The sequence below is a fragment of the Janthinobacterium sp. 17J80-10 genome (assembly GCF_004114795.1).
GTDB lineage: Bacteria > Pseudomonadota > Gammaproteobacteria > Burkholderiales > Burkholderiaceae_D > Paucimonas.
This window is the reverse complement of the sequence record NZ_CP035311.1, coordinates 1,401,054-1,419,085: the sequence shown is the minus strand read 5'-3', so window position 1 is coordinate 1,419,085 and position 18,032 is coordinate 1,401,054. Positions and strand designations below refer to the sequence as shown.

Annotated in this window: 15 protein-coding genes; 11 read left to right on the top strand and 4 right to left on the bottom strand. The window is 62.5% G+C overall.

Going from position 1 to position 18,032, the window contains the following annotated elements; genetic code table 11:
• Nucleotides 1–41: 41 nt before the first annotated feature.
• Together EKL02_RS06425 and EKL02_RS06420 are read right to left on the bottom strand one after the other, a co-directional pair.
• Nucleotides 42–1,679: an acyl-CoA synthetase gene (locus EKL02_RS06425; protein WP_128901276.1), complete on the bottom strand. Its 1,638-nt coding sequence runs from the start codon at nucleotides 1,677–1,679 to the stop codon at nucleotides 42–44.
• 43 nt (nucleotides 1,680–1,722) lie between these two features.
• Entirely contained in the window at nucleotides 1,723–2,652 is a 930-nt protein-coding gene (locus EKL02_RS06420) for a histone deacetylase family protein (protein ID WP_128901275.1), read from the bottom strand.
• Between the two features lie 177 nt (nucleotides 2,653–2,829).
• Between EKL02_RS06420 and EKL02_RS06415 the strand changes: the two genes are divergently transcribed.
• The 11 genes from EKL02_RS06415 to gdhA all read left to right on the top strand — a co-directional run bounded on the left by EKL02_RS06415 (nucleotide 2,830) and on the right by gdhA (nucleotide 15,738).
• Nucleotides 2,830–3,750 (top strand): AAA family ATPase, encoded by a 921-nt coding sequence (locus EKL02_RS06415; protein WP_128901274.1) that lies wholly within the window; start codon nucleotides 2,830–2,832, stop codon nucleotides 3,748–3,750.
• A gap of 27 nt (nucleotides 3,751–3,777) precedes the next feature.
• Nucleotides 3,778–4,797, top strand: a complete 1,020-nt coding sequence (locus EKL02_RS06410; protein WP_128901273.1) for a DUF58 domain-containing protein — start codon at nucleotides 3,778–3,780, stop codon at nucleotides 4,795–4,797.
• Nucleotides 4,794–6,833, top strand: coding sequence for a DUF3488 and transglutaminase-like domain-containing protein (locus EKL02_RS06405; protein WP_128901272.1), 2,040 nt, complete (start codon nucleotides 4,794–4,796; stop codon nucleotides 6,831–6,833). Before EKL02_RS06410 ends, EKL02_RS06405 begins: the two co-directional genes overlap by 4 nt.
• On the top strand, nucleotides 6,830–7,969 hold the full coding sequence (mltB, locus tag EKL02_RS06400) for a lytic murein transglycosylase B (protein WP_128901271.1): 1,140 nt from the start codon (nucleotides 6,830–6,832) through the stop codon (nucleotides 7,967–7,969). Before EKL02_RS06405 ends, mltB begins: the two co-directional genes overlap by 4 nt.
• A gap of 161 nt (nucleotides 7,970–8,130) precedes the next feature.
• Complete coding sequence (locus EKL02_RS06395) at nucleotides 8,131–11,076, top strand: monovalent cation/H+ antiporter subunit A (RefSeq protein WP_128901270.1); 2,946 nt, start codon at nucleotides 8,131–8,133, stop codon at nucleotides 11,074–11,076.
• Nucleotides 11,076–11,420 (top strand): Na+/H+ antiporter subunit C, encoded by a 345-nt coding sequence (locus tag EKL02_RS06390; RefSeq protein ID WP_128901269.1) that lies wholly within the window; start codon nucleotides 11,076–11,078, stop codon nucleotides 11,418–11,420. The genes EKL02_RS06395 and EKL02_RS06390 overlap by 1 nt, the downstream gene beginning before the upstream one ends.
• A gap of 62 nt (nucleotides 11,421–11,482) precedes the next feature.
• Nucleotides 11,483–13,054, top strand: coding sequence for a monovalent cation/H+ antiporter subunit D (locus tag EKL02_RS06385; protein WP_241687851.1), 1,572 nt, complete (start codon nucleotides 11,483–11,485; stop codon nucleotides 13,052–13,054).
• A complete protein-coding gene (locus tag EKL02_RS06380; protein WP_128901267.1) occupies nucleotides 13,051–13,536 on the top strand; it encodes a Na+/H+ antiporter subunit E in 486 nt (161 codons plus the stop codon). The genes EKL02_RS06385 and EKL02_RS06380 overlap by 4 nt, the downstream gene beginning before the upstream one ends.
• Complete coding sequence (locus EKL02_RS06375) at nucleotides 13,533–13,817, top strand: K+/H+ antiporter subunit F (RefSeq protein WP_128901266.1); 285 nt, start codon at nucleotides 13,533–13,535, stop codon at nucleotides 13,815–13,817. Before EKL02_RS06380 ends, EKL02_RS06375 begins: the two co-directional genes overlap by 4 nt.
• Nucleotides 13,814–14,179, top strand: a complete 366-nt coding sequence (gene mnhG, locus EKL02_RS06370; protein ID WP_128901265.1) for a monovalent cation/H(+) antiporter subunit G — start codon at nucleotides 13,814–13,816, stop codon at nucleotides 14,177–14,179. The genes EKL02_RS06375 and mnhG overlap by 4 nt, the downstream gene beginning before the upstream one ends.
• A gap of 206 nt (nucleotides 14,180–14,385) precedes the next feature.
• Nucleotides 14,386–15,738 carry an NADP-specific glutamate dehydrogenase gene (gdhA, locus tag EKL02_RS06365; RefSeq protein ID WP_128901264.1) on the top strand — a complete coding sequence of 451 codons (1,353 nt, stop codon included), beginning with the start codon at nucleotides 14,386–14,388 and terminating at the stop codon, nucleotides 15,736–15,738.
• 91 nt (nucleotides 15,739–15,829) lie between these two features.
• On the opposite strand, the gene rnk is transcribed toward gdhA, so the two are convergent.
• Together rnk and EKL02_RS06355 are read right to left on the bottom strand one after the other, a co-directional pair.
• Nucleotides 15,830–16,243, bottom strand: coding sequence for a nucleoside diphosphate kinase regulator (rnk, locus tag EKL02_RS06360; protein WP_128901263.1), 414 nt, complete (start codon nucleotides 16,241–16,243; stop codon nucleotides 15,830–15,832).
• 130 nt (nucleotides 16,244–16,373) lie between these two features.
• Nucleotides 16,374–17,936, bottom strand: coding sequence for a CHASE domain-containing protein (locus EKL02_RS06355; RefSeq protein WP_241687806.1), 1,563 nt, complete (start codon nucleotides 17,934–17,936; stop codon nucleotides 16,374–16,376).
• Nucleotides 17,937–18,032 lie beyond the last annotated feature (96 nt).

The following is an 18,032-nucleotide window of genomic DNA, read 5'->3' as shown; positions in this document are numbered from 1 at the left end:
CGCCCGCCCGGGCCCTACGTTCTTGCAGGCAGGCTGAGGCCTCAGACGTCGATTGCCTGCGCCGATCCGGCGCGCTGGCGCAACTCGAATTTCTGGATCTTGCCGGTGGCAGTCTTAGGCAAGACCTCGAACAGCACCGCGCGCGGCACCTTGAAACCCGCCAGGTGCTGCTTGCAATGGGCGATGATTTCCTGTTGGGTGACGTTCGCCCCCGGCTTCAGTTCGATGAAGGCACACGGCGTCTCGCCCCATTTCTCGTTGGGCATAGCGACCACCGCCGCCACCAGCACGGCCGGATGGCGATATAGCACGTCCTCGACTTCGACACTGGAAATATTTTCGCCGCCGGAAATGATGATGTCCTTGCTGCGGTCCTTGATCTTGATATAGCCATCAGGATGGATCACGCCGAGGTCGCCCGAATGGAACCAGCCGCCGGCAAATGCCTCGCGCGTGGTCTTCTCGTTTTTCAGGTAACCCTTCATGGTGATATTGCCGCGAAACATAATCTCGCCGATGGTTTCGCCATCGGCGGGCACCGGCTGCATGGTGGCAGGGTTCAATACCGTGACCGCTTCCTGCAGCAGGTAACGGATGCCCTGGCGCGCGTTCAGCCGGGCACGCTCGCCGATATCCGTTGCATCCCACTCGTCATGTTTCTCGCATACCGCCGCCGGCCCATACACTTCTGTCAAGCCATATACGTGGGTCAAATCGAAGCCGATTTCTTCCATGCCCTCGATCATCGATGCCGGCGGCGCAGCGCCGGCGACCATGGCGGACACCTTGTGATCGACGCCCTGGCGCAATTCCACCGGCGCATTCAGGATCAGCGAATGGACAATCGGCGCGCCGCAATAATGCGTGACCTTGTGCTCCCGAATGGCATGCCAGATCGCGGCAGCCTCGACCCGGCGCAAACAAACGTTGACGCCCGCCTGCGCCGCCACGGTCCAGGGAAAGCACCAGCCATTGCAATGAAACATGGGCAGCGTCCACAGGTACACCGGATGGCGCGGCAAGGTCCAGGTGACAATATTGGAGACGGCATTCAGGTAAGCGCCGCGATGGTGCACTACCACGCCCTTGGGGTCGCCCGTTGTCCCCGATGTATAGTTCAGGCCGATGGCGTTCCATTCATCCTCGGGATTGCGCCAGCTGTATTCGGCATCGCCGCGAGCGATGAAGGCTTCATATTCAAGGTCGCCAATGCGCTCGCCGGCGCCGGTGTACTCCGGATCATCAACATCAATGACCAGGACCTTGCGGCCCAGCATGGCCAGGGCATCCCGCATGACGCCGGAATATTCCCGGTCGACGATCACCGCCCTCGCCTCGCCATGGTTCAGCATGAAGGCGAGGCTTTCGGCATCAAGCCGGGTGTTGAGCGTGTTCAGGACCGCGCCGGTCATGGGCACACCGAAATGGGCATCCACCATCGGCGGCGTATTGGGCAGCATGACCGCCACCGTATCGTTCTTGCCGATGCCATACCACGCCAGCATCGAGGCCAGCTGGCGCGCGCGCCGGTACTGTTCGGCCCAGGTCAGGCGCAGGGGTCCGTGAACCGTCGCCAGGCGATCCGGATAGACGGAGGCAGCGCGTTCAATGAAACTCAACGGGGTGAGCGGCGTGTAGTTGGCTGGATTTTTTTCCAGACCAAGGTCGAATTTATCCATGCTTGTCTCTCCCCATTGCCTGATTGATGAATTGGTTGCAGGCTCAGTCGAGCCGCGCCAGTGTCTTGATGTGCGCCACCACGCTGCGCGCCAGCGCCGACAGGTTATAGCCGCCTTCCAGGCAGCTGACGATGCGCCCCTGCGCATATTCGTCGGCAATGGCCATGATCTGCTGCGTCAGCCAGGCATAGTCGGCTTCCAGCAGGCCGAGCTGGCCGATATCGTCTTCGCGGTGGGCGTCGAATCCGGCCGAGATGAACAGCATCTGCGGACGATGCGCGTGCAGCGCCGGCAGCCAGCGCTCGGCGACAAGCTGGCGCACGACTTCCCCGCCGCTATAGGCCGGCACCGGGACGTTGACGGCATGCGCGCCGATGTCGGTGGCGCCGCTGTAGGGATAGAAAGGATGCTGGAAGAAACTGACCATCAGCACCCGCGGCTCGTCGATGAAAGCGGCTTCAGTGCCGTTGCCGTGATGGACATCGAAATCGACGATGGCAACCCGTTCCAGTCCATGCACCTCGAGCGCATGACGGGCGGCGATGGCAATGTTATTGAACAGGCAAAAACCCATGGACTCGTCCGGCGTCGCATGGTGCCCCGGAGGGCGCACGGAACAGAAGGCGTTGACGAGTTCGCCGGCCAGCACCGCGTCGGTCGCCGCCACTGCAGCGCCCGCCGCATGCAGGGCAGCATCCCAGCTGTGCGCATTGAGCGAGGTATCGCCATCCAGGCTGAAATGCTTGCCGGGAGACGGCACGTTCTCACGAATGCGGGCGATGGCAGCCGCCGTATGCACGCGCGCCACATCGTCGAGACTGGCGGCAGGGGCATCGCGATGCACGATGAAAGGATCGATCCGGCTGGAAATCAACTGGTCTTCGATGGCTTGCAATCGTGCCGGCGATTCCGGGTGCCACTCCCCCATTTCATGACGCTTGCACTCGGCGTGGGTATAAAAACCGGTTGTCATCCTTCATCCTCTTTTAATTTTCACCCTTTTCCTTCCAAGTTTAGCCAAGAAACAGGGGAGCGCCGGTTTTTTCACAAATCCGGCTTGTTTTTATATTTGCGATTCATCAATGCTGCCATAGAATAACTTCAAGCGCGCAAGCAGATCACCAAATTTCCACTTCTCATCGGAAGCTTCATGTTCGACAAAATCCACGCAGTCGCCAGGCAAGTCAACAATATCGTCATCGGCAAGGAATCACAAGTACGGCAAGCCCTGATTTGCCTCCTGGCAGGCGGCCATCTGCTGCTCGAGGATGTACCCGGCGTGGGCAAGACCACGCTGGCGCACGCACTGGCGATTTCGCTGGGCCTGAAATTCAATCGCCTGCAGTTCACCAGCGATCTGCTGCCGGCCGACGTCGCCGGCATCTCGATTTTCGACCGGGAAAAAAACAACTTCGTATTTCACCCAGGACCCGTCTTCACCCAGGTATTGCTGGCAGATGAAATCAACCGCGCCACGCCCAAGACCCAGTCGGCCCTTCTTGAAGCCATGGAAGAACGCCAGGTCACAGCCGATGGCGTCACGCGCACCTTGCCGGCGCCATTTTTCGTGATCGCCACGCAAAACCCGACCAGCCAGATCGGCACGTTTCAATTGCCGGAGTCGCAACTGGACCGTTTCCTGATGTGCCTGTCGCTCGGCTATCCCGACAGCACGGCCGAACGCGCCCTGCTGCTGGGCGAGGACCGGCGCGCCATGCTCCGCTCCCTGGCGCCCGCCATGGAACCCGACGAGCTTGAATCGGCACAACAGGCCGCCCGGAAAATCCATGCATCCGCTGCCCTGATCGATTACGTGCAGGCGCTGGCGCAGGCGTCCCGCCAGAGTGGCCTGTTTGCCGAAGGCCTGAGCCCACGCGCCGCGCTCGCGCTGTTGCAGGCAGCGCGCGCGTGCGCGGCGCTGGAGGGACGCAACCATGTCATCCCGGAAGATGTGCAGGCGGTGCTGGTGCCAGTGACCGCGCATCGCCTGCGTCCGCTGAAGACGGCGGGCGCCGCCGCCCTTTCCAGCCGCGACCTGGTGATCCGGCTGATGCAGTCCGTGCCCGTCTAGATGCCGGCAGCGCAGACGATGCCAGGCATGCCACCTTTGCATACGCACGCGCCAGGCCTGTGGGCGCGCTTGCGCCAGCGCCTGGAGCGCTGGCTGTTTCGCATCGGCACGGCCGAGGCCGGCGAAGTCTACCTGCACCAGCGTCGCGTGTTCATCCTGCCCACCCGGGCGGGCGTGGCATTCGGCTTCATGCTATTGGTGCTGTTCATCGCCTCGATCAATTACAACCTCAGCCTCGGCTTCGGTCTTACCTTTCTCCTGGGCGCCTGCGCGGTGGTCGACATGCACCTGACCTTCCGCAACCTGGCGCACCTGCATCTCGCGCCAGGGCGGGTGCGTCCTGTCTTTGCCGGCGAAGAAGCACAGTTCGAACTGCACCTGGCCAATCGCGGCAAGCGCGACCGATTTGCCATCTGGCTGGGCTTCACGGGAACCGGCTTGCCAGAGGTGCAGCAACCCCTGGACCTTCCTGCCGCTTCCAGCCGTTCCGCGGTCGCCGGCCTTGCCACGACACAGCGCGGCTGGCTGGCGGCACCGCGCATCCGCCTGCAGACGCGCTTCCCGCTCGGCCTGTTGCGCGCCTGGGGTTACTGGCAACCGGACATGCGTGTGCTGGTATATCCCCGTCCGGAAACAGATGCGCCGCCACTGCCGCTGGATGGCAGCGGTGAAGCCGATGGCAGCGGCAGCGCCGGGCATGACGACTTTGCCGGCATTCGCGCCTACCAGAGCGGCGACTCCCTGCGGCAACTGGCCTGGCGCCAGATCGCCCGCATGGATAGCCAGCATGGCGCAACACTGGTCAGCAAACATTTTGAAGGTGGCGCAGCCGCCGAACTGGTGCTGGAATTCTCACGGCTGCCAGGCAGCATGGACCTGGAAATGCGCCTGTCGCGCATGGCCCGCTGGGTCCTGGAAGCCGAGGCGCGAGGCTTGCCGTATGCTTTCCGCCTGGGGCAGGTCGATCTGGCACCGGCGCTCGGTCCGGCGCACCAGGCTGCCTGCCTGCAGGAACTCGCGCTATTCGGCATGGCGGGGACGCAATGAAATTGCTGACCATCTTGCCCGCCTTTTTTCTGCCCGCGCGGAATCACGACCGCCCAATGTCGCGCGACAAGGCCGACACCCTGCTGTTGCTGTGCGCCTGTGTCCTGGTGCTGGCACCGCATGCGGCACAGGTGCCATTATGGATAGCGCTGACTGCCGGGGCGTTGCTGCTCTGGCGGGGCTGGATCACTTTTCGCGGCAACCGCCTGCCGCCGCGCTGGCTGCTGCTGCCGCTCGCCGTGCTGGCCATGGCGGGCGTATATGCCAGCTTCAGGACGCTGCTTGGGCGGGAAGCCGGCGTGGCAACACTGGTATTGCTGCTGGCATTCAAGCTACTGGAAATGCATGCCCGGCGCGACCTGTTCGTCGTGCTTTTTCTTGGCTGCTTCCTGATACTGGCAGGCTTTTTTCACTCCCAGGGCATGGGTGCGGCCCTGATGGCGTTGCTGGCCATGGTCGCCCTCCTGAGCGCGCAACTTTCTTTCCAGTACACAGGCGCCGTGCCCCCACTGCGGCAACGCCTGCAACTGGGCGGAAAAATCCTGGCGCTGGCGGCGCCGTTGACCTTGCTGATGTTCTTTCTTTTCCCCCGCATCGAAGGGCCTTTGTGGAACATGCCGGGCGATGCCAAGGTAAGCCGCAGCGGCTTGTCGGATACCATGGCGCCCGGAAATATCGCACAACTGGCCTTGTCCGGCGATGTCGCGTTTCGCGTGAAGTTTCTCGATACGGTGCCGGCACAAGCGAAGCTGTACTGGCGCGGTATCGTGCTGGACGATTACGATGGCCGCAACTGGAAACAGGCCACCGCCACGAGCGCCGCAACGCTGCCTGCCGCCGTGCGCACGCGTGGCAGCGCGGTGCGCCACCAGATCACCATGGAGCCTCACGGCAAGCGCTGGCTGTTTGCACTGGAATTGCCACAAACGCCGCCCGTCATGCCCGGCCTGACTGCGAAGATTGCGGCCAATGGCGAATTGCGGGCGGAACGCCCCGTCCATGACCGCATCCGCTATACCGCTGTTTCCCATCTCGACTTTGCATTGCAGGCCGATCTGGCGCGCGATGACTTGCGCCCGTGGCTCGCGCTTCCAACGGGCTATAACCCTGCCACGCAGGCTTTCGCCGCAAGCCTGCGGCGCGCTGCCAGCGATGACATGCAGGTGGCCAATGCCGCGCTTCAGTATTTCCGCGAGCAGCAATTCCGCTATACGCTGGAACCGCCGGCGCTGGGCCGCAATGCGATGGATGACTTCCTGTTCGGCACGCGTGCCGGTTTTTGCGAACACTATGCCAGCGCGTTCGTTATCCTGATGCGCGCCGCCGGCGTGCCGGCACGGGTAGTCACCGGCTACCAGGGCGGCGAAATCAATCCGGTCGATGGCTTCATGACGGTGCGGCAGTCGGATGCCCATGCCTGGGCAGAGATCTGGCTGCAAAACCGCGGCTGGGTGCGTGTCGATCCTACTGCAGCTGTCGCGCCGAACCGGATCGAACAGTCTCTTGCGCGCAACCTGCCACAAGGCGGACTGGCTGGCGCAATCGGGCTCAACCCGGCGGCCCGCTCCTGGCTGGCATCGTTGCGTTTCAACTGGGACGCCATCAACAATGGCTGGAACCAGTGGGTCATGAATTATTCCCGTGACAAACAAACCAGCCTGCTGCAATCGCTGGGTTTCAACCAGCCGGACTGGCGCACGCTGGCCAGCTTGCTGGGTGTGGGCGCGGCCATCGTGATGGCGCTGCTGGCCTGGCCCCTGCTGGTCGAACGCCGCAAGATGGATCCTTTGACCACGCTATATTTGCGCTTTTGCCAAATCATGGCGCGCAAGGGCTTGCCACGTGCCGCGCATGAAGGCCCGCGCACCTATTGCTTGCGCCTCCGGCAAGCTGCCGGCATGCTTTCCGAAAATAAAAAAATGGCTGCAGAACGCTTCCTGGCACGCTATGAAAGCGTCCGATATGGTACGGTAAGCGACTTATCCGCTGCGCCCCACGTCGCCCAGCTGAAGTCCCTTTTGAAGCAATGCCGATGACATTTTCCACCTCGCCTCCAAACACCCTGCGCAGCCTGTTGCTCGCGCTTAGCCTTCTCCTGCCCGCAGCTACGCCAACGCTTGCCAGGGAAGCGGCAATCCGGCCCGCCACAGCCAAGCCCAGGCTGAGCAAGGCTACCTATCCCGCCGTGCAGCCCGGCGAATTCGCCAATTTTGGCCAGTGGCAGGACGTTGCCGCTTTCATCGATGACATGGCAGCGCGCCATGGCTTCGAGCGCCAGACCCTGGAAACTTTATTTCGCGAAGTGAAGTATGTTGAAAAGGCAATACAGCTAGTCAAGCCAGCGCCACCCGGGCAACCGAAAAACTGGCGCGCCTATCGCGCCCGCTTCATTGAACCGATCCGCATTCGCGCAGGCACCGACTTCTGGAACGAGCATGCGCAGGCGCTCGAACGCGCCGAAAAAACGTATGGCGTGCCCGCTGAAATCATTGTCGGCATCATCGGCGTGGAAACCGTTTATGGCCGCAATACCGGCAACTTCCGCGTGCTCGACACCCTGACCACCCTGGGCTTCGATTACCCAAACACCCCAAATCGTGTCGCCCGGATGAAGTTTTTCCGGGGCCAGCTCGAGCAAACCCTGCTGTTTGCGCGCGACTCCGGCATCGATCCCTTCATGCTGCTGGGTTCCTATGCCGGGGCGATCGGCCTGCCGCAGTTCATGCCGGGCAGCATACGCAATTTTGCTGTCGACTTCAATGGCGATGGCAAGATCGACTTGCGCAATTCTGCCATCGATGCCATCGGCAGCGTTGCCAACTTCCTGGTGCAGCATGGCTGGCAAGCCGGGCAACCCATTGCCTTCCCCGCCACTGTCACCACGACGACAGTGAACGGCGCGCCCGACAATCGCTGGGAAGCCTACATCGGCCAGAGCCTGGAAGCCAGGCATACGCTCGATGAAATGTTGACTGTCGGGATTGCCCCGGCGGGCGACGCGCCGGCCGCTCTGCCATACGGCCTGGTCGACCTGCAAAACGGCAGCGAAGCCACCGAGTACTGGCTGGGCGCAGCAAATTTCTTCGCCATTACCAAATATAACCGCAGCTTCTTCTATGCCATGTCGGTAGTGGAACTCGGTCGCGCCGTGAAGGCCGCGCGCGGCGGCTGACGCGCACATTTTTTCCGTACGTCTGTTAACATGGTGTGAACATCGTGTGCGGATAAATGCCGTGCGCGCCCGAGGCGCGCGCACGGCACGCTAGTTTATCGCAACATCGCTGCTCATCGGTTCGGCAAAATGCCCGTGTCACGGAAAGGATTGCCCCACTCATGTCGCTCGCCTGGATCCTCCTGCTTCCGCTCATCGGCTGCCTGCTGGCGGGAGCAATGCCACGCCATTCGCGCAATGCCGAAGCATGGCTGGCCGGTGCCGTGGCGCTCGGCTGCTGCACGGTCATCGGTAGCCTCTACCCGGCAATTGCCGACGGCGGCGTGCTGCGCGCCACATTCAACTGGGCGCCCGCGCTGGGGCTGGAATTCACCTTGCGCATGGATGGCTACGCCTGGCTGTTCGCCATGCTGGTCAGTGCCATGGGCGCGCTGGTGGTGCTGTATGCGCGGTACTACATGTCGCCGCAAGACCCGGTGCCGCGCTTCTTTTCATTTCTCCTGGCATTCATGGGCGCCATGCTGGGCGTCGTCTTGTCAGGCAACCTGATCCAGCTGGTGCTGTTTTGGGAATTGACCAGCCTTGCTTCCTTCCTGCTCATTGGATACTGGCACCACCGTGTCGATGCGCGGCGCGGCGCCCGCATGGCCCTGACAGTCACCGCCGGCGGCGGCTTGTGCCTGCTGGCAGGCGTCCTGCTGATCGGCCGCATCGTCGGCAGCTATGACCTGGATACGGTGCTGGCATCGGGCGACCTCCTGCGCGACCATCCCTGGTACATGGCGGTGCTGCTGCTGGTGGGCCTGGGCGCGCTGACCAAGAGCGCCCAGGTGCCTTTTCATTTCTGGCTGCCGCATGCCATGGCGGCGCCGACGCCGGTATCGGCCTATTTGCACTCCGCCACCATGGTCAAGACAGGCGTCTTTCTGCTGGTGCGGCTTTGGCCGGTATTGTCCGGCACCGAAGCCTGGTTCTGGCTGATCGGCGGCGCCGGCCTGTGCTCGCTGGTGCTGGGCGCCTACGCGGCGATGTTCCAGAAAGACATGAAAGGCGTGCTGGCGTACTCGACGATCAGCCACCTGGGTCTGATCACCCTGCTGCTGGGCTTGAACAGCCCGCTGGCCCTGCTGGCGGCCATTTTCCATATCGCCAACCATGCCACATTCAAGGCATCGCTTTTCATGGCAGCGGGCATCGTCGACCATGAGACCGGCACGCGCAACCTGACACGGCTATCCGGCCTGCGCGACGTCATGCCCATCACGGCGCTTCTGGCCGTGGTAGCCGCTGCGGCCATGGCGGGCGTGCCCCTGCTGAACGGGTTCATTTCGAAAGAAATGTTTTTTACCGAAACGGTCTTCGTCAGCGGCAACATGGCTGCGCGCATCGGCTTGCCGGTCATCGCCGTCATCGCCTCGATGTTCAGCGTCGCGTATTCGCTGCGCTTCATCCTGCAAGTTTTTTTCGGACCACCGGCACAGGATTTGCCGCGCGTTCCGCACGAGGCGCCACGCTGGATGCTGCTGCCCAGCGCACTGCTGGTGCTGACCTGCCTGGTCGTCGGCATTTTCCCCGCACAAACCATCGGCCCTTTCCTGGATACCGCTGCGGCCTCGGTCCTGGGCCCGGACATGCCGCCCCATAGCCTGGCAGTCTGGCATGGGTTCAACCTGCCCCTGGCCATGAGCCTGCTGGCCATGGCGGGCGGCATTGCGCTTTACCTGGGCTTGCGGCTGCGCCTGCGGCGCCTGGCCGCTGCCGTCGTACCGGGCTATCAACTGGATGGCAAGCGCATCTTCGAATCCCTGCTCGACCGGTGTACCAGCTTCGCCGGCGGACTGACCAGGACCCTGTCCACCGTGCGACTCCAGGTGCAATTGCTGTTGCTGCTGCTGGCGACAGGCGGCTCGGCCCTGTTTGCGTTGCGCCAGGATGGCTTGCCAGCAGCCAATCTGAGGCTGACAGGCATCGATCCGGCTTTCGCGCTGGTCTGGCTGATCGGGGCCGCCTGCGCCGTCGGCGCCGCCACCCAGGCGAAATACCACCGCCTTGCCGCACTGATCATGGTCGGTGGCGCCGGCCTCGCCACCAGCCTCACCTTTGCGTGGTTTTCCGCCCCCGACCTGGCATTGACGCAACTGGCGGTCGAAGTCGTGACGGTGGTATTGCTTTTGCTCGGTCTACGCTGGCTACCGCGGCGCAAGCAAGCCGACGATGGGCAATCAGACGAAATCGACCTGCGCACCCGCGCGCGCCGTCTGCGCGACCTGTTGACGGCCTGCGCCGCGGGACTGGGGCTTGCGCTCCTCACCTATGCGGTGCTGCGGCAGCAACCTGGCCATGGCATTGCCTCTTTCTTCGTCGAAAATTCGGTGCCGCTGGGCGGCGGCGCCAATGTCATCAACGTGATCCTGGTCGATTTTCGCGGCTTTGACACGATGGGAGAAATCACCGTGCTGGGCATCGTTGCCCTGACGGTATACGCGTTGCTGCGGCGTTTCCGGCCGGCCGAAGAAAGCATTGCCTTGCCGCGCCAGCAGCGCGAAGGCGAGCGCCCTGCGCCCACCGATCCGCGCGCGGCATTGCCAGACGGCGTCATGATGCTGCCGGCGCTGCTGATGCGACTGTTGCTGCCGGTGGCGGGCATGATTTCGCTGTTTTATCTGTTGCGCGGCCATGATTCTCCGGGCGGCGGTTTCGTCGGCGGCCTGGTCATGGCGACCGCCATGATCCTGCAATACCTTGGCAGCGGCACGCTCTGGGCGGAATCGCGCGCGCGCCTGCGGCCGCAGTACTGGATTGGCTGGGGCTTGCTGTGCGCCGTCGCTGCCGGCCTGTCGGCATGGCTGGCGACCCGACCCTTCCTGGCATCCATGGCCTGGCACCCGCAAATTCCCTTGATCGGCGAGCTGCACCTGTCTACCGTGCTGTTGTTCGACCTCGGCGTCTACCTCCTCGTGATCGGCGCCGCCGCCCTGATTCTCGTGGCGCTGGCGCACCAGTCGCTGCGCCGGCGCCAGCGCCTGCCGGCGGCGGCCAGGCTGGCAGGCATGACCCTGCAGCCCTTCGCCAACCTGCCGCCCGCCGCCACAACAAAGGAGGAATGATGGAAATCATCTATGCACTGGCCGTCGGCGTCCTCGCAGGCTCGGGCGTGTGGCTGGTATTGCGACCGCGCACTTTCCAGTTGATCATGGGCCTGTCGCTGCTGTCATATGCCGTCAATCTGTTCATTTTTGCGATGGGACGCCTGACGGTGGGCGGCGCGCCGATCATCGATCCCGCGCACCCATCGGACCCGGCGCGTTATGCCGACCCGGTGCCGCAGGCGCTGGTACTGACCGCCATCGTGATCAGCTTCGCCACCACCGCACTGTTCCTGGTGGTGCTCCTGGGCGCGCGCGGCCTGACCGGCACCGACCATGTCGACGGCGAGGAACCGGACCAGTGAGCGACCTGATCCTGCAACTGCCGATCCTGCCGATCCTGCTGCCCCTACTGGCAGGCGCAGCCATGCTGCTGTTGCGTGACAACTGGCGCCGCACACGCGTGGCACTGGCCTTGTCGGCGACGTCGCTGCAGGTCGGCATCGCCATTGCCCTTTTGGCGATGGCGAATGGCGGCATGCCGGCCTGGTGGCCCGACGGCATTGCCGTCTACTCGCTGGGCGCATGGCGCGCGCCATTCGGCATCGTGCTGGTCGCCGACCGCCTGGCCGCAGTCATGCTGACCGTGAGTTCCCTGCTGGCGCTGGCATCCGTGGTGTATTCCCTGGCGCGCTGGGAGCGCATGGGCGCGCATTTCCATCCCCTGTTCCAGTTCCTGGTCATGGGGCTCAATGGCGCCTTCCTGACGGGCGACCTGTTCAACCTGTTCGTATTTTTCGAGGTTTTGCTGGCCGCCTCCTACGGCCTTGTGCTGCACGGCTCCGGCATCCTGCGGGTGCGTGCAGGCATGCACTACATCGCCGTCAACCTGGCCGGCTCGCTGGTTTTTCTGGTCGGCGTGGCGCTGATCTACGGCGCCGCCGGCACGCTCAACATGGCGGACCTGGCGGTGCGGCTGCCCGCTCTCGCCCGTGACGAACGCACCCTGCTGGATGCCGGCTGCGCCATTCTCGGCACGGCCTTTCTCCTCAAGGCCGGCGTCTGGCCGCTGAACTTCTGGCTTGCCAATGCCTACGGCTCGGCAGCCGCGCCGGTGGCCGCGATTTTTTCGATCATGACCAAGGTCGGCGTGTATTCCCTGCTGCGGCTGACGACGCTGTTTTCAGCCGATGGCGGGCCGGCACCATTCAATGGCGACTGGCTGTTCTGGATCGGCATGGTAACACTGCTGTTTGGCTCGGCGGCCATGCTGACCGAACAAAAGCCGCAACGCCTCACGGCCTATTGCGTCATCGTTTCCGCCGGCACCCTGCTGGCGGGCTTCGGCATCGGCGGGCCTGCGATGGCGGGATCGACACTGTTCTACCTGGTCAGCTCGGTGCTTGCCACTGGCGCTTTCTTCATGCTGTGCGAGATGATCGAACGCAGCCAGTCGTACGGCGCCAACATGCTGGCCATCACAATGGAATCGTTCGGTATCGACGACCCGGTATATTCGGACCGTCCCGATGACGTCGTCGGCATCGCCATACCCGCAGCGATGGCCTTTCTGGGCTTCAGCTTCGCTTCCTGCGCATTGCTGGTCACGGGCATGCCGCCGCTGTCGGGATTCGTCGCCAAATTCTGGATGCTGTCTGCAGCGCTCGACGCGGCGCCGGCTAGCCCGCAACAACAGCAGGCCTGGGTGCTGCTGGCGGCGGTGCTGGCATCGGGACTGGCGGGCATCATCGCGCTGTCGCGGATGGGCAGCCGCCTGTTCTGGGGGACCGGCGAGCGCAGCAAGCCGCGCCTGCGCCTGATCGAAGCCGGGCCTGTGGCAGCACTGATATTGCTGGCAGGCGTATTGTCGCTGATGGCCGAACCTGCCGTACGCTACCTGCAGGCCACCGGCGAGTCGCTCTATTTGCCGCAGGCTTACATCAGCGCAGTATTGCCGGCATCGGCAAACGGCACAGCGGCCTCCGGAGGACAACCATGAAATTTCCTGCCGAAATACGCCTGGCAGCCTTTCTGCTTGCCCTGTGGCTGCTGCTGAATGACAGCGTTTCCCCGGGACACGCCCTGCTGGGACTCATGCTGGCCATCGGCATACCCCTGCTTACCGCATCGATGCGGCCGATGCGCGCGCAGGTGCGCCAGCCCCTGGCAATCGCCCGGCTGCTATGGACCGTCATCAAGGACATCGGGCGCTCCAACCTGGCGGTCGCCCGCATCATCCTCGGCAACAGGCGCAGCAGATCCAGCGCCGGCTTCATGGATATTCCGCTCGACCTGCGCGACCCGCACGGACTGGCGGCGCTGGCATGCATTGTCACCGCCACGCCGGGCACAGTATGGGCGGGACTTTCGCCGGACGGCGCTACGCTGACCCTGCATGTGCTGGACTTGCAGGACGAGCAGACCTGGATCGATACGATCAAGCTGCATTACGAACGCCCCCTGATGGAGATATTCGAATGAGCCAACTGTTGCTCTACTGGGCAAGCTCGATCGCCCTGACCGGCTTTGCGCTGGCCATGTGCTGCGCCGCCGTGCGGCTGTTGCGCGGCCCCGCGGCGCAAGACCGCGTGCTCGCGCTCGACACCCTTTACGTCAATGCGATGCTGGTGATGCTCACCCTCGGCATCCGGCTCGGCACGCGCGTCTATTTCGACATCGCCCTGCTGATTGCCCTGTTCGGCTTCGTCGGCACCACGGCGCTGGCGAAATTTCTCCTGCGCGGCGAGGTGATCGAGCCATGAGCGGCGCCGAACTGCCACTCTGGGCCGCGCTGCCGATTGCGCTGCTGCTGGTGACCGGCAGCGCGCTGGCCCTGACCGGATCAAGCGGCTTGCTGCGGCTGCCTGACTTCCACTCGCGCATGCATGCGCCGACACTGGGCAACTCTCTTGGACTGGGATGCGTGCTGGCGGCTTCCCTGCTGGCGGCCGCGGCCCACGGCGAACGCCTGGCGTTGCAGGAGATACTGATCGCCCTGTTGATGATCACGACCTCGCCCATTTCGACCATCCTGCTCATGCAGGCCTCGCTCTACCGCAATCGCGACCTGCCTGACGAAAATGCACCACAAAAAGGCAACAAATCCTCGCAACCGCCCGAATAGATCGCCATTTTGGTGCGAATTATTGTCAATTCACCAAAACAATGCAGACATGCACTAAGTTGGCGTAGAATTCAGCCTTGATTTTTTCGCTCATGCGCATTTCATGCAGTGAAATTCCAGTCTAAACACACCTTCAGAACCATGATTGCCGGCCCGGCCGCATTGGGAAGCCGGCATTTGCCCCTTTTCGTTTCAGGAGAATTACCTTGCCTTACGTCGCCCAGACCATCGAAAAATTGAAGCGCAGCGGCCCCGGCCAGCTTGAGTACTACCAGGCGGTCGAAGAAGTCCTGATGTCCTTGCGCCCCCTGCTCGACAAGGATGCGAAATACAGGAAGCACAACATCATCGACCGCATCGTCGAACCGGAGCGCCAGATCCTCTTTCGCGTGGCATGGGTTGACGACAAGGGCGAGGTCCAGGTCAACAAGGGCTACCGCATCGAATTCAACTCCGCCCTTGGCCCCTACAAAGGCGGCATACGCTTTCACCCGAGCGTCTACGGCGGTATCATCAAGTTCCTCGGCTTCGAGCAGATCTTCAAGAATTCGCTGACCGGCCTGGCCATCGGCGGCGGCAAGGGCGGCAGCGACTTTGACCCCAAGGGCAAGTCGGACAATGAAATCATGCGCTTCTGCCAGTCCTTCATGAACGAGCTGTACCGCTACCTTGGCCCGACCATCGATGTGCCAGCCGGCGACATCGGCGTGGGCGCGCGCGAAATCGGCTATATGTTCGGCCAGTACAAGCGCCTGACCGGCCGCTACGAAGGCGTCTTCACCGGCAAAAAGGTCGCCTGGGGCGGTTCGCTGGCGCGCAAGGAAGCCACCGGCTACGGCTCGGTGTATTTTGCACAAAACATGCTGGCCGAGCGCAGCCAGTCGCTCGAAGGCAAAATCTGCACGGTATCGGGCTCCGGCAACGTCGCCATCTATACCGTGGAAAAGCTGCAGGAAGTCGGCGCCAGGCCGGTCACCGTCAGTGATTCGCGCGGCATGATCCACCACGCCGCCGGCATCAACCTGGAAACCCTGAAGCAGCTCAAGGAAGTCCAGGGCGCATCGCTGGCCGAATACGTCAAGTACCATGCCGACGCCAAGTACACCCCGGTGGCCGATTACCCGGCCGGGCGCAATGCGGTATGGTCAGTCCCCTGTGATGCAGCCTTCCCGAGCGCGACGCAAAACGAACTCAACGAGGAAGACGCCGCCACCCTGCTGAAGAATGGCTGCACCCTCATTTCGGAAGGCGCCAACATGCCGTCCACCCAGGGCGCTGTCGACAAGTTCCTGGCTGCCGGCATTCTCTATGGCCCGGGCAAGGCTGCCAACGCCGGCGGCGTGGCAACCAGCCAGCTGGAAATGGCACAAAACGCCAGCATGCAGCAATGGACCTTTGAAGAAGTCGATAGCCGGCTGCACCGGATCATGAAAAACATTTTCCTGAGCGCCAGCGAAACCGCCAGGGAATTCGGCCAGCCTGGCAACCTGGTCCTGGGTGCGAACATCGCCGGCTTCCGCAAGGTCGCCGATGCCATGATCGACCAGGGCGTGGTGTAACGACCCGGCCGTCACAGGCAAACAAAAACCCGCAGCCGGAAACGGCCTGCGGGTTTTTTTCGCACCACGCATGGGGTGCGGCGAGGAGCGATCAGCGGTAGTACAGGCCGCTGGCCTCAGGCTGGTTCTTGACACTCAGGACGCGCAGGTGCAATTCGCGCCCGCTGGGCACTGGCCACGCAATCGACTGGCCGACCGACAAGCCAAGCAAGGCGCTGCCGACCGGCGCCAGCACCGATACCGGATTGGCTTGCTGCGCCGAATTCGGGTACACCAGGGTCAATTCGCTTTGACTGTTCAAGTCTTCGTCAAGCACCACCACGGTCGAATTCATGGTCACCAGATCCGGCGGCACTTCTTCCGGGTCCACCACCGCGGCGCGATCCAGTTCGCCCTGGAGCGCATCGATGCCGGGCAGCCTCCTGAACGACGCCATTTCCAGCAATTCCTCGATGCGCTCCAGATCCAGGCTGGAGACGGTGATTGGCGGCAAGGATTTTTCCATGATTATTTCCATCACATTTCCAAAAATAAAAAATCCGCACGCAGCGGATGATCGGGCCTTCAAAAGACTGATAGTAGGCCAGAAGTGGCCGGGGCGCAAGCGCCCGCCGGATCAGGCAGGAAAAGCCTTGTCAGGAAGCAAACCGCACCGTACCGCGTCCGCTGTTCTTGGCTTCATACATGGCCATGTCAGCACTTTTCAGCAAGGCGTTCGGCTCCTCGCCATGTTCCGGATACAGGGCAACGCCGATGCTGCCGCCGATTTCCAGCCGATGTCCGACGACCTCGAACGGGCGGGTCAATTCACGCAGGATTTTATCGGCAGCCTTGCAGGCACCCTCCCTGCCCTCGACCGTCCCCAGCATGGCGACAAATTCGTCGCCGCCGATGCGCCCCACCGTGTCGGACTCGCGCATGCAATGCTGCAGGCGCCTGCCCACGTCCTTCAGCAGCAAATCGCCGATCGCATGGCCGTACTCGTCATTGACCGGCTTGAACTTGTCCAGGTCAATGAACAACAGCGCAACCTTGCCGTGATCGCGCTTGGCCTTCGACAGCGCCAGTGCCAGGCGCTCCGACAGCAGCTTGCGATTGGGCAGACCGGTCAGGGCATCGTAAAGGGCCAGTTGCATCGCCTGATCGGCGGCTTGCAAGGCCCGCGCCTTGTCGTCCAAAAAAACCCAGGCCAGCATGGACAGCAGCAGGCTGATGCTGATGCCGCCGCGCAGCAGCAGTCCCGCCCTGCCATCATCTGCCTGCCGTTCATATAGCGCCAGGGAGGTGATTGCGACCAGCCATTGGTGGCTGGCAAATTGCAATGGCTCCACCTGCGTGAACCTGCCCGGATGCCGGATGGCGCTGACCACCTGGTTCGAGTCATACATCAACCCGGCATCGTCCAGCTTGCCGCCATCATAAATTTCGACATCCAGTTCGCCGGTGCGCACCCCTTCCATGCCGCGCATGAGATCGTTCATGCGAAACGGCGCATACACCCAGCCAATCAGGTTCTCGCGTCGCTGCTCCACTGTTTCATGGGGCGAGCCCGAGCGATACACCGGCAGATACATCAGGAATCCCACCTGGACATTGACCTCGACTTCCTGGACCAGCCGGGTCTTTTTCGACATGACGGCCTGGTTGCTGTCCCGGGATTTTTCCATTGCTTCGCGGCGGCGCGCCTCCGAATACATATCGAAACCGAACGCATGCAAATTACGGCCGGAAAAGGGTTCCAGATAGAGGATCGATGTATACAGGTCGCGCTCGCCCGCAGGCTTGATGACGTATTGCGGAAAACCGCTCCTGCGCATTTCCTGAATATGACCTGGCTTGGCTGCCGGTGAGACGACCAGCGAAAATCCGATGCCTTCAATGCCGGGATAATTTCTTTGCAAATCCAAAGTATCGATATAGCTGCGAAATTCTTCGCGGGAGACTGCCCCGGATGCCGCAAACAATCCCTGCGTGCCCCGCAGCACCTGTTCATACAGTTGCATGCGTCGGTAAATCGCTTCGTTTATCTCCTGTACACGGAAAGCGAATTCATCCTGCAGATACTTTTCAGATACCCGGCGTGCATCGCGTACCAACAGGAACGTGATCAACAGGGCCAAGACCAGCATAACGACAGGCAGGATATGCTTGGCCTTCATGATCTGCCGGATTCTCTGGCGCCGCAACTTGTCTGGCAAAGCGCGTCCTCCATGACGTTTTTTCAGCGCCGGCAATCCACGACAACATTCCAGGATTACCGCACCCGGCAGCAAAAATAAAGCGTACCTGAAAAA

What these genes read in the sequence shown, in the direction of transcription:
- EKL02_RS06425 (WP_128901276.1), bottom strand. Translation starts at nt 1,679, where the DNA reads ATGGATAAATTCGACCTTGGTCTGGAAAAAAATCCAGCCAACTACACG.
- EKL02_RS06420 (WP_128901275.1), bottom strand. Translation starts at nt 2,652, where the DNA reads ATGACAACCGGTTTTTATACCCACGCCGAGTGCAAGCGTCATGAAATG.
- EKL02_RS06415 (WP_128901274.1), top strand. Translation starts at nt 2,830, where the DNA reads ATGTTCGACAAAATCCACGCAGTCGCCAGGCAAGTCAACAATATCGTC.
- EKL02_RS06410 (WP_128901273.1), top strand. Translation starts at nt 3,778, where the DNA reads ATGCCACCTTTGCATACGCACGCGCCAGGCCTGTGGGCGCGCTTGCGC.
- EKL02_RS06405 (WP_128901272.1), top strand. Translation starts at nt 4,794, where the DNA reads ATGAAATTGCTGACCATCTTGCCCGCCTTTTTTCTGCCCGCGCGGAAT.
- mltB (WP_128901271.1), top strand. Translation starts at nt 6,830, where the DNA reads ATGACATTTTCCACCTCGCCTCCAAACACCCTGCGCAGCCTGTTGCTC.
- EKL02_RS06395 (WP_128901270.1), top strand. Translation starts at nt 8,131, where the DNA reads ATGTCGCTCGCCTGGATCCTCCTGCTTCCGCTCATCGGCTGCCTGCTG.
- EKL02_RS06390 (WP_128901269.1), top strand. Translation starts at nt 11,076, where the DNA reads ATGGAAATCATCTATGCACTGGCCGTCGGCGTCCTCGCAGGCTCGGGC.
- EKL02_RS06385 (WP_241687851.1), top strand. Translation starts at nt 11,483, where the DNA reads ATGCTGCTGTTGCGTGACAACTGGCGCCGCACACGCGTGGCACTGGCC.
- EKL02_RS06380 (WP_128901267.1), top strand. Translation starts at nt 13,051, where the DNA reads ATGAAATTTCCTGCCGAAATACGCCTGGCAGCCTTTCTGCTTGCCCTG.
- EKL02_RS06375 (WP_128901266.1), top strand. Translation starts at nt 13,533, where the DNA reads ATGAGCCAACTGTTGCTCTACTGGGCAAGCTCGATCGCCCTGACCGGC.
- mnhG (WP_128901265.1), top strand. Translation starts at nt 13,814, where the DNA reads ATGAGCGGCGCCGAACTGCCACTCTGGGCCGCGCTGCCGATTGCGCTG.
- rnk (WP_128901263.1), bottom strand. Translation starts at nt 16,243, where the DNA reads ATGGAAAAATCCTTGCCGCCAATCACCGTCTCCAGCCTGGATCTGGAG.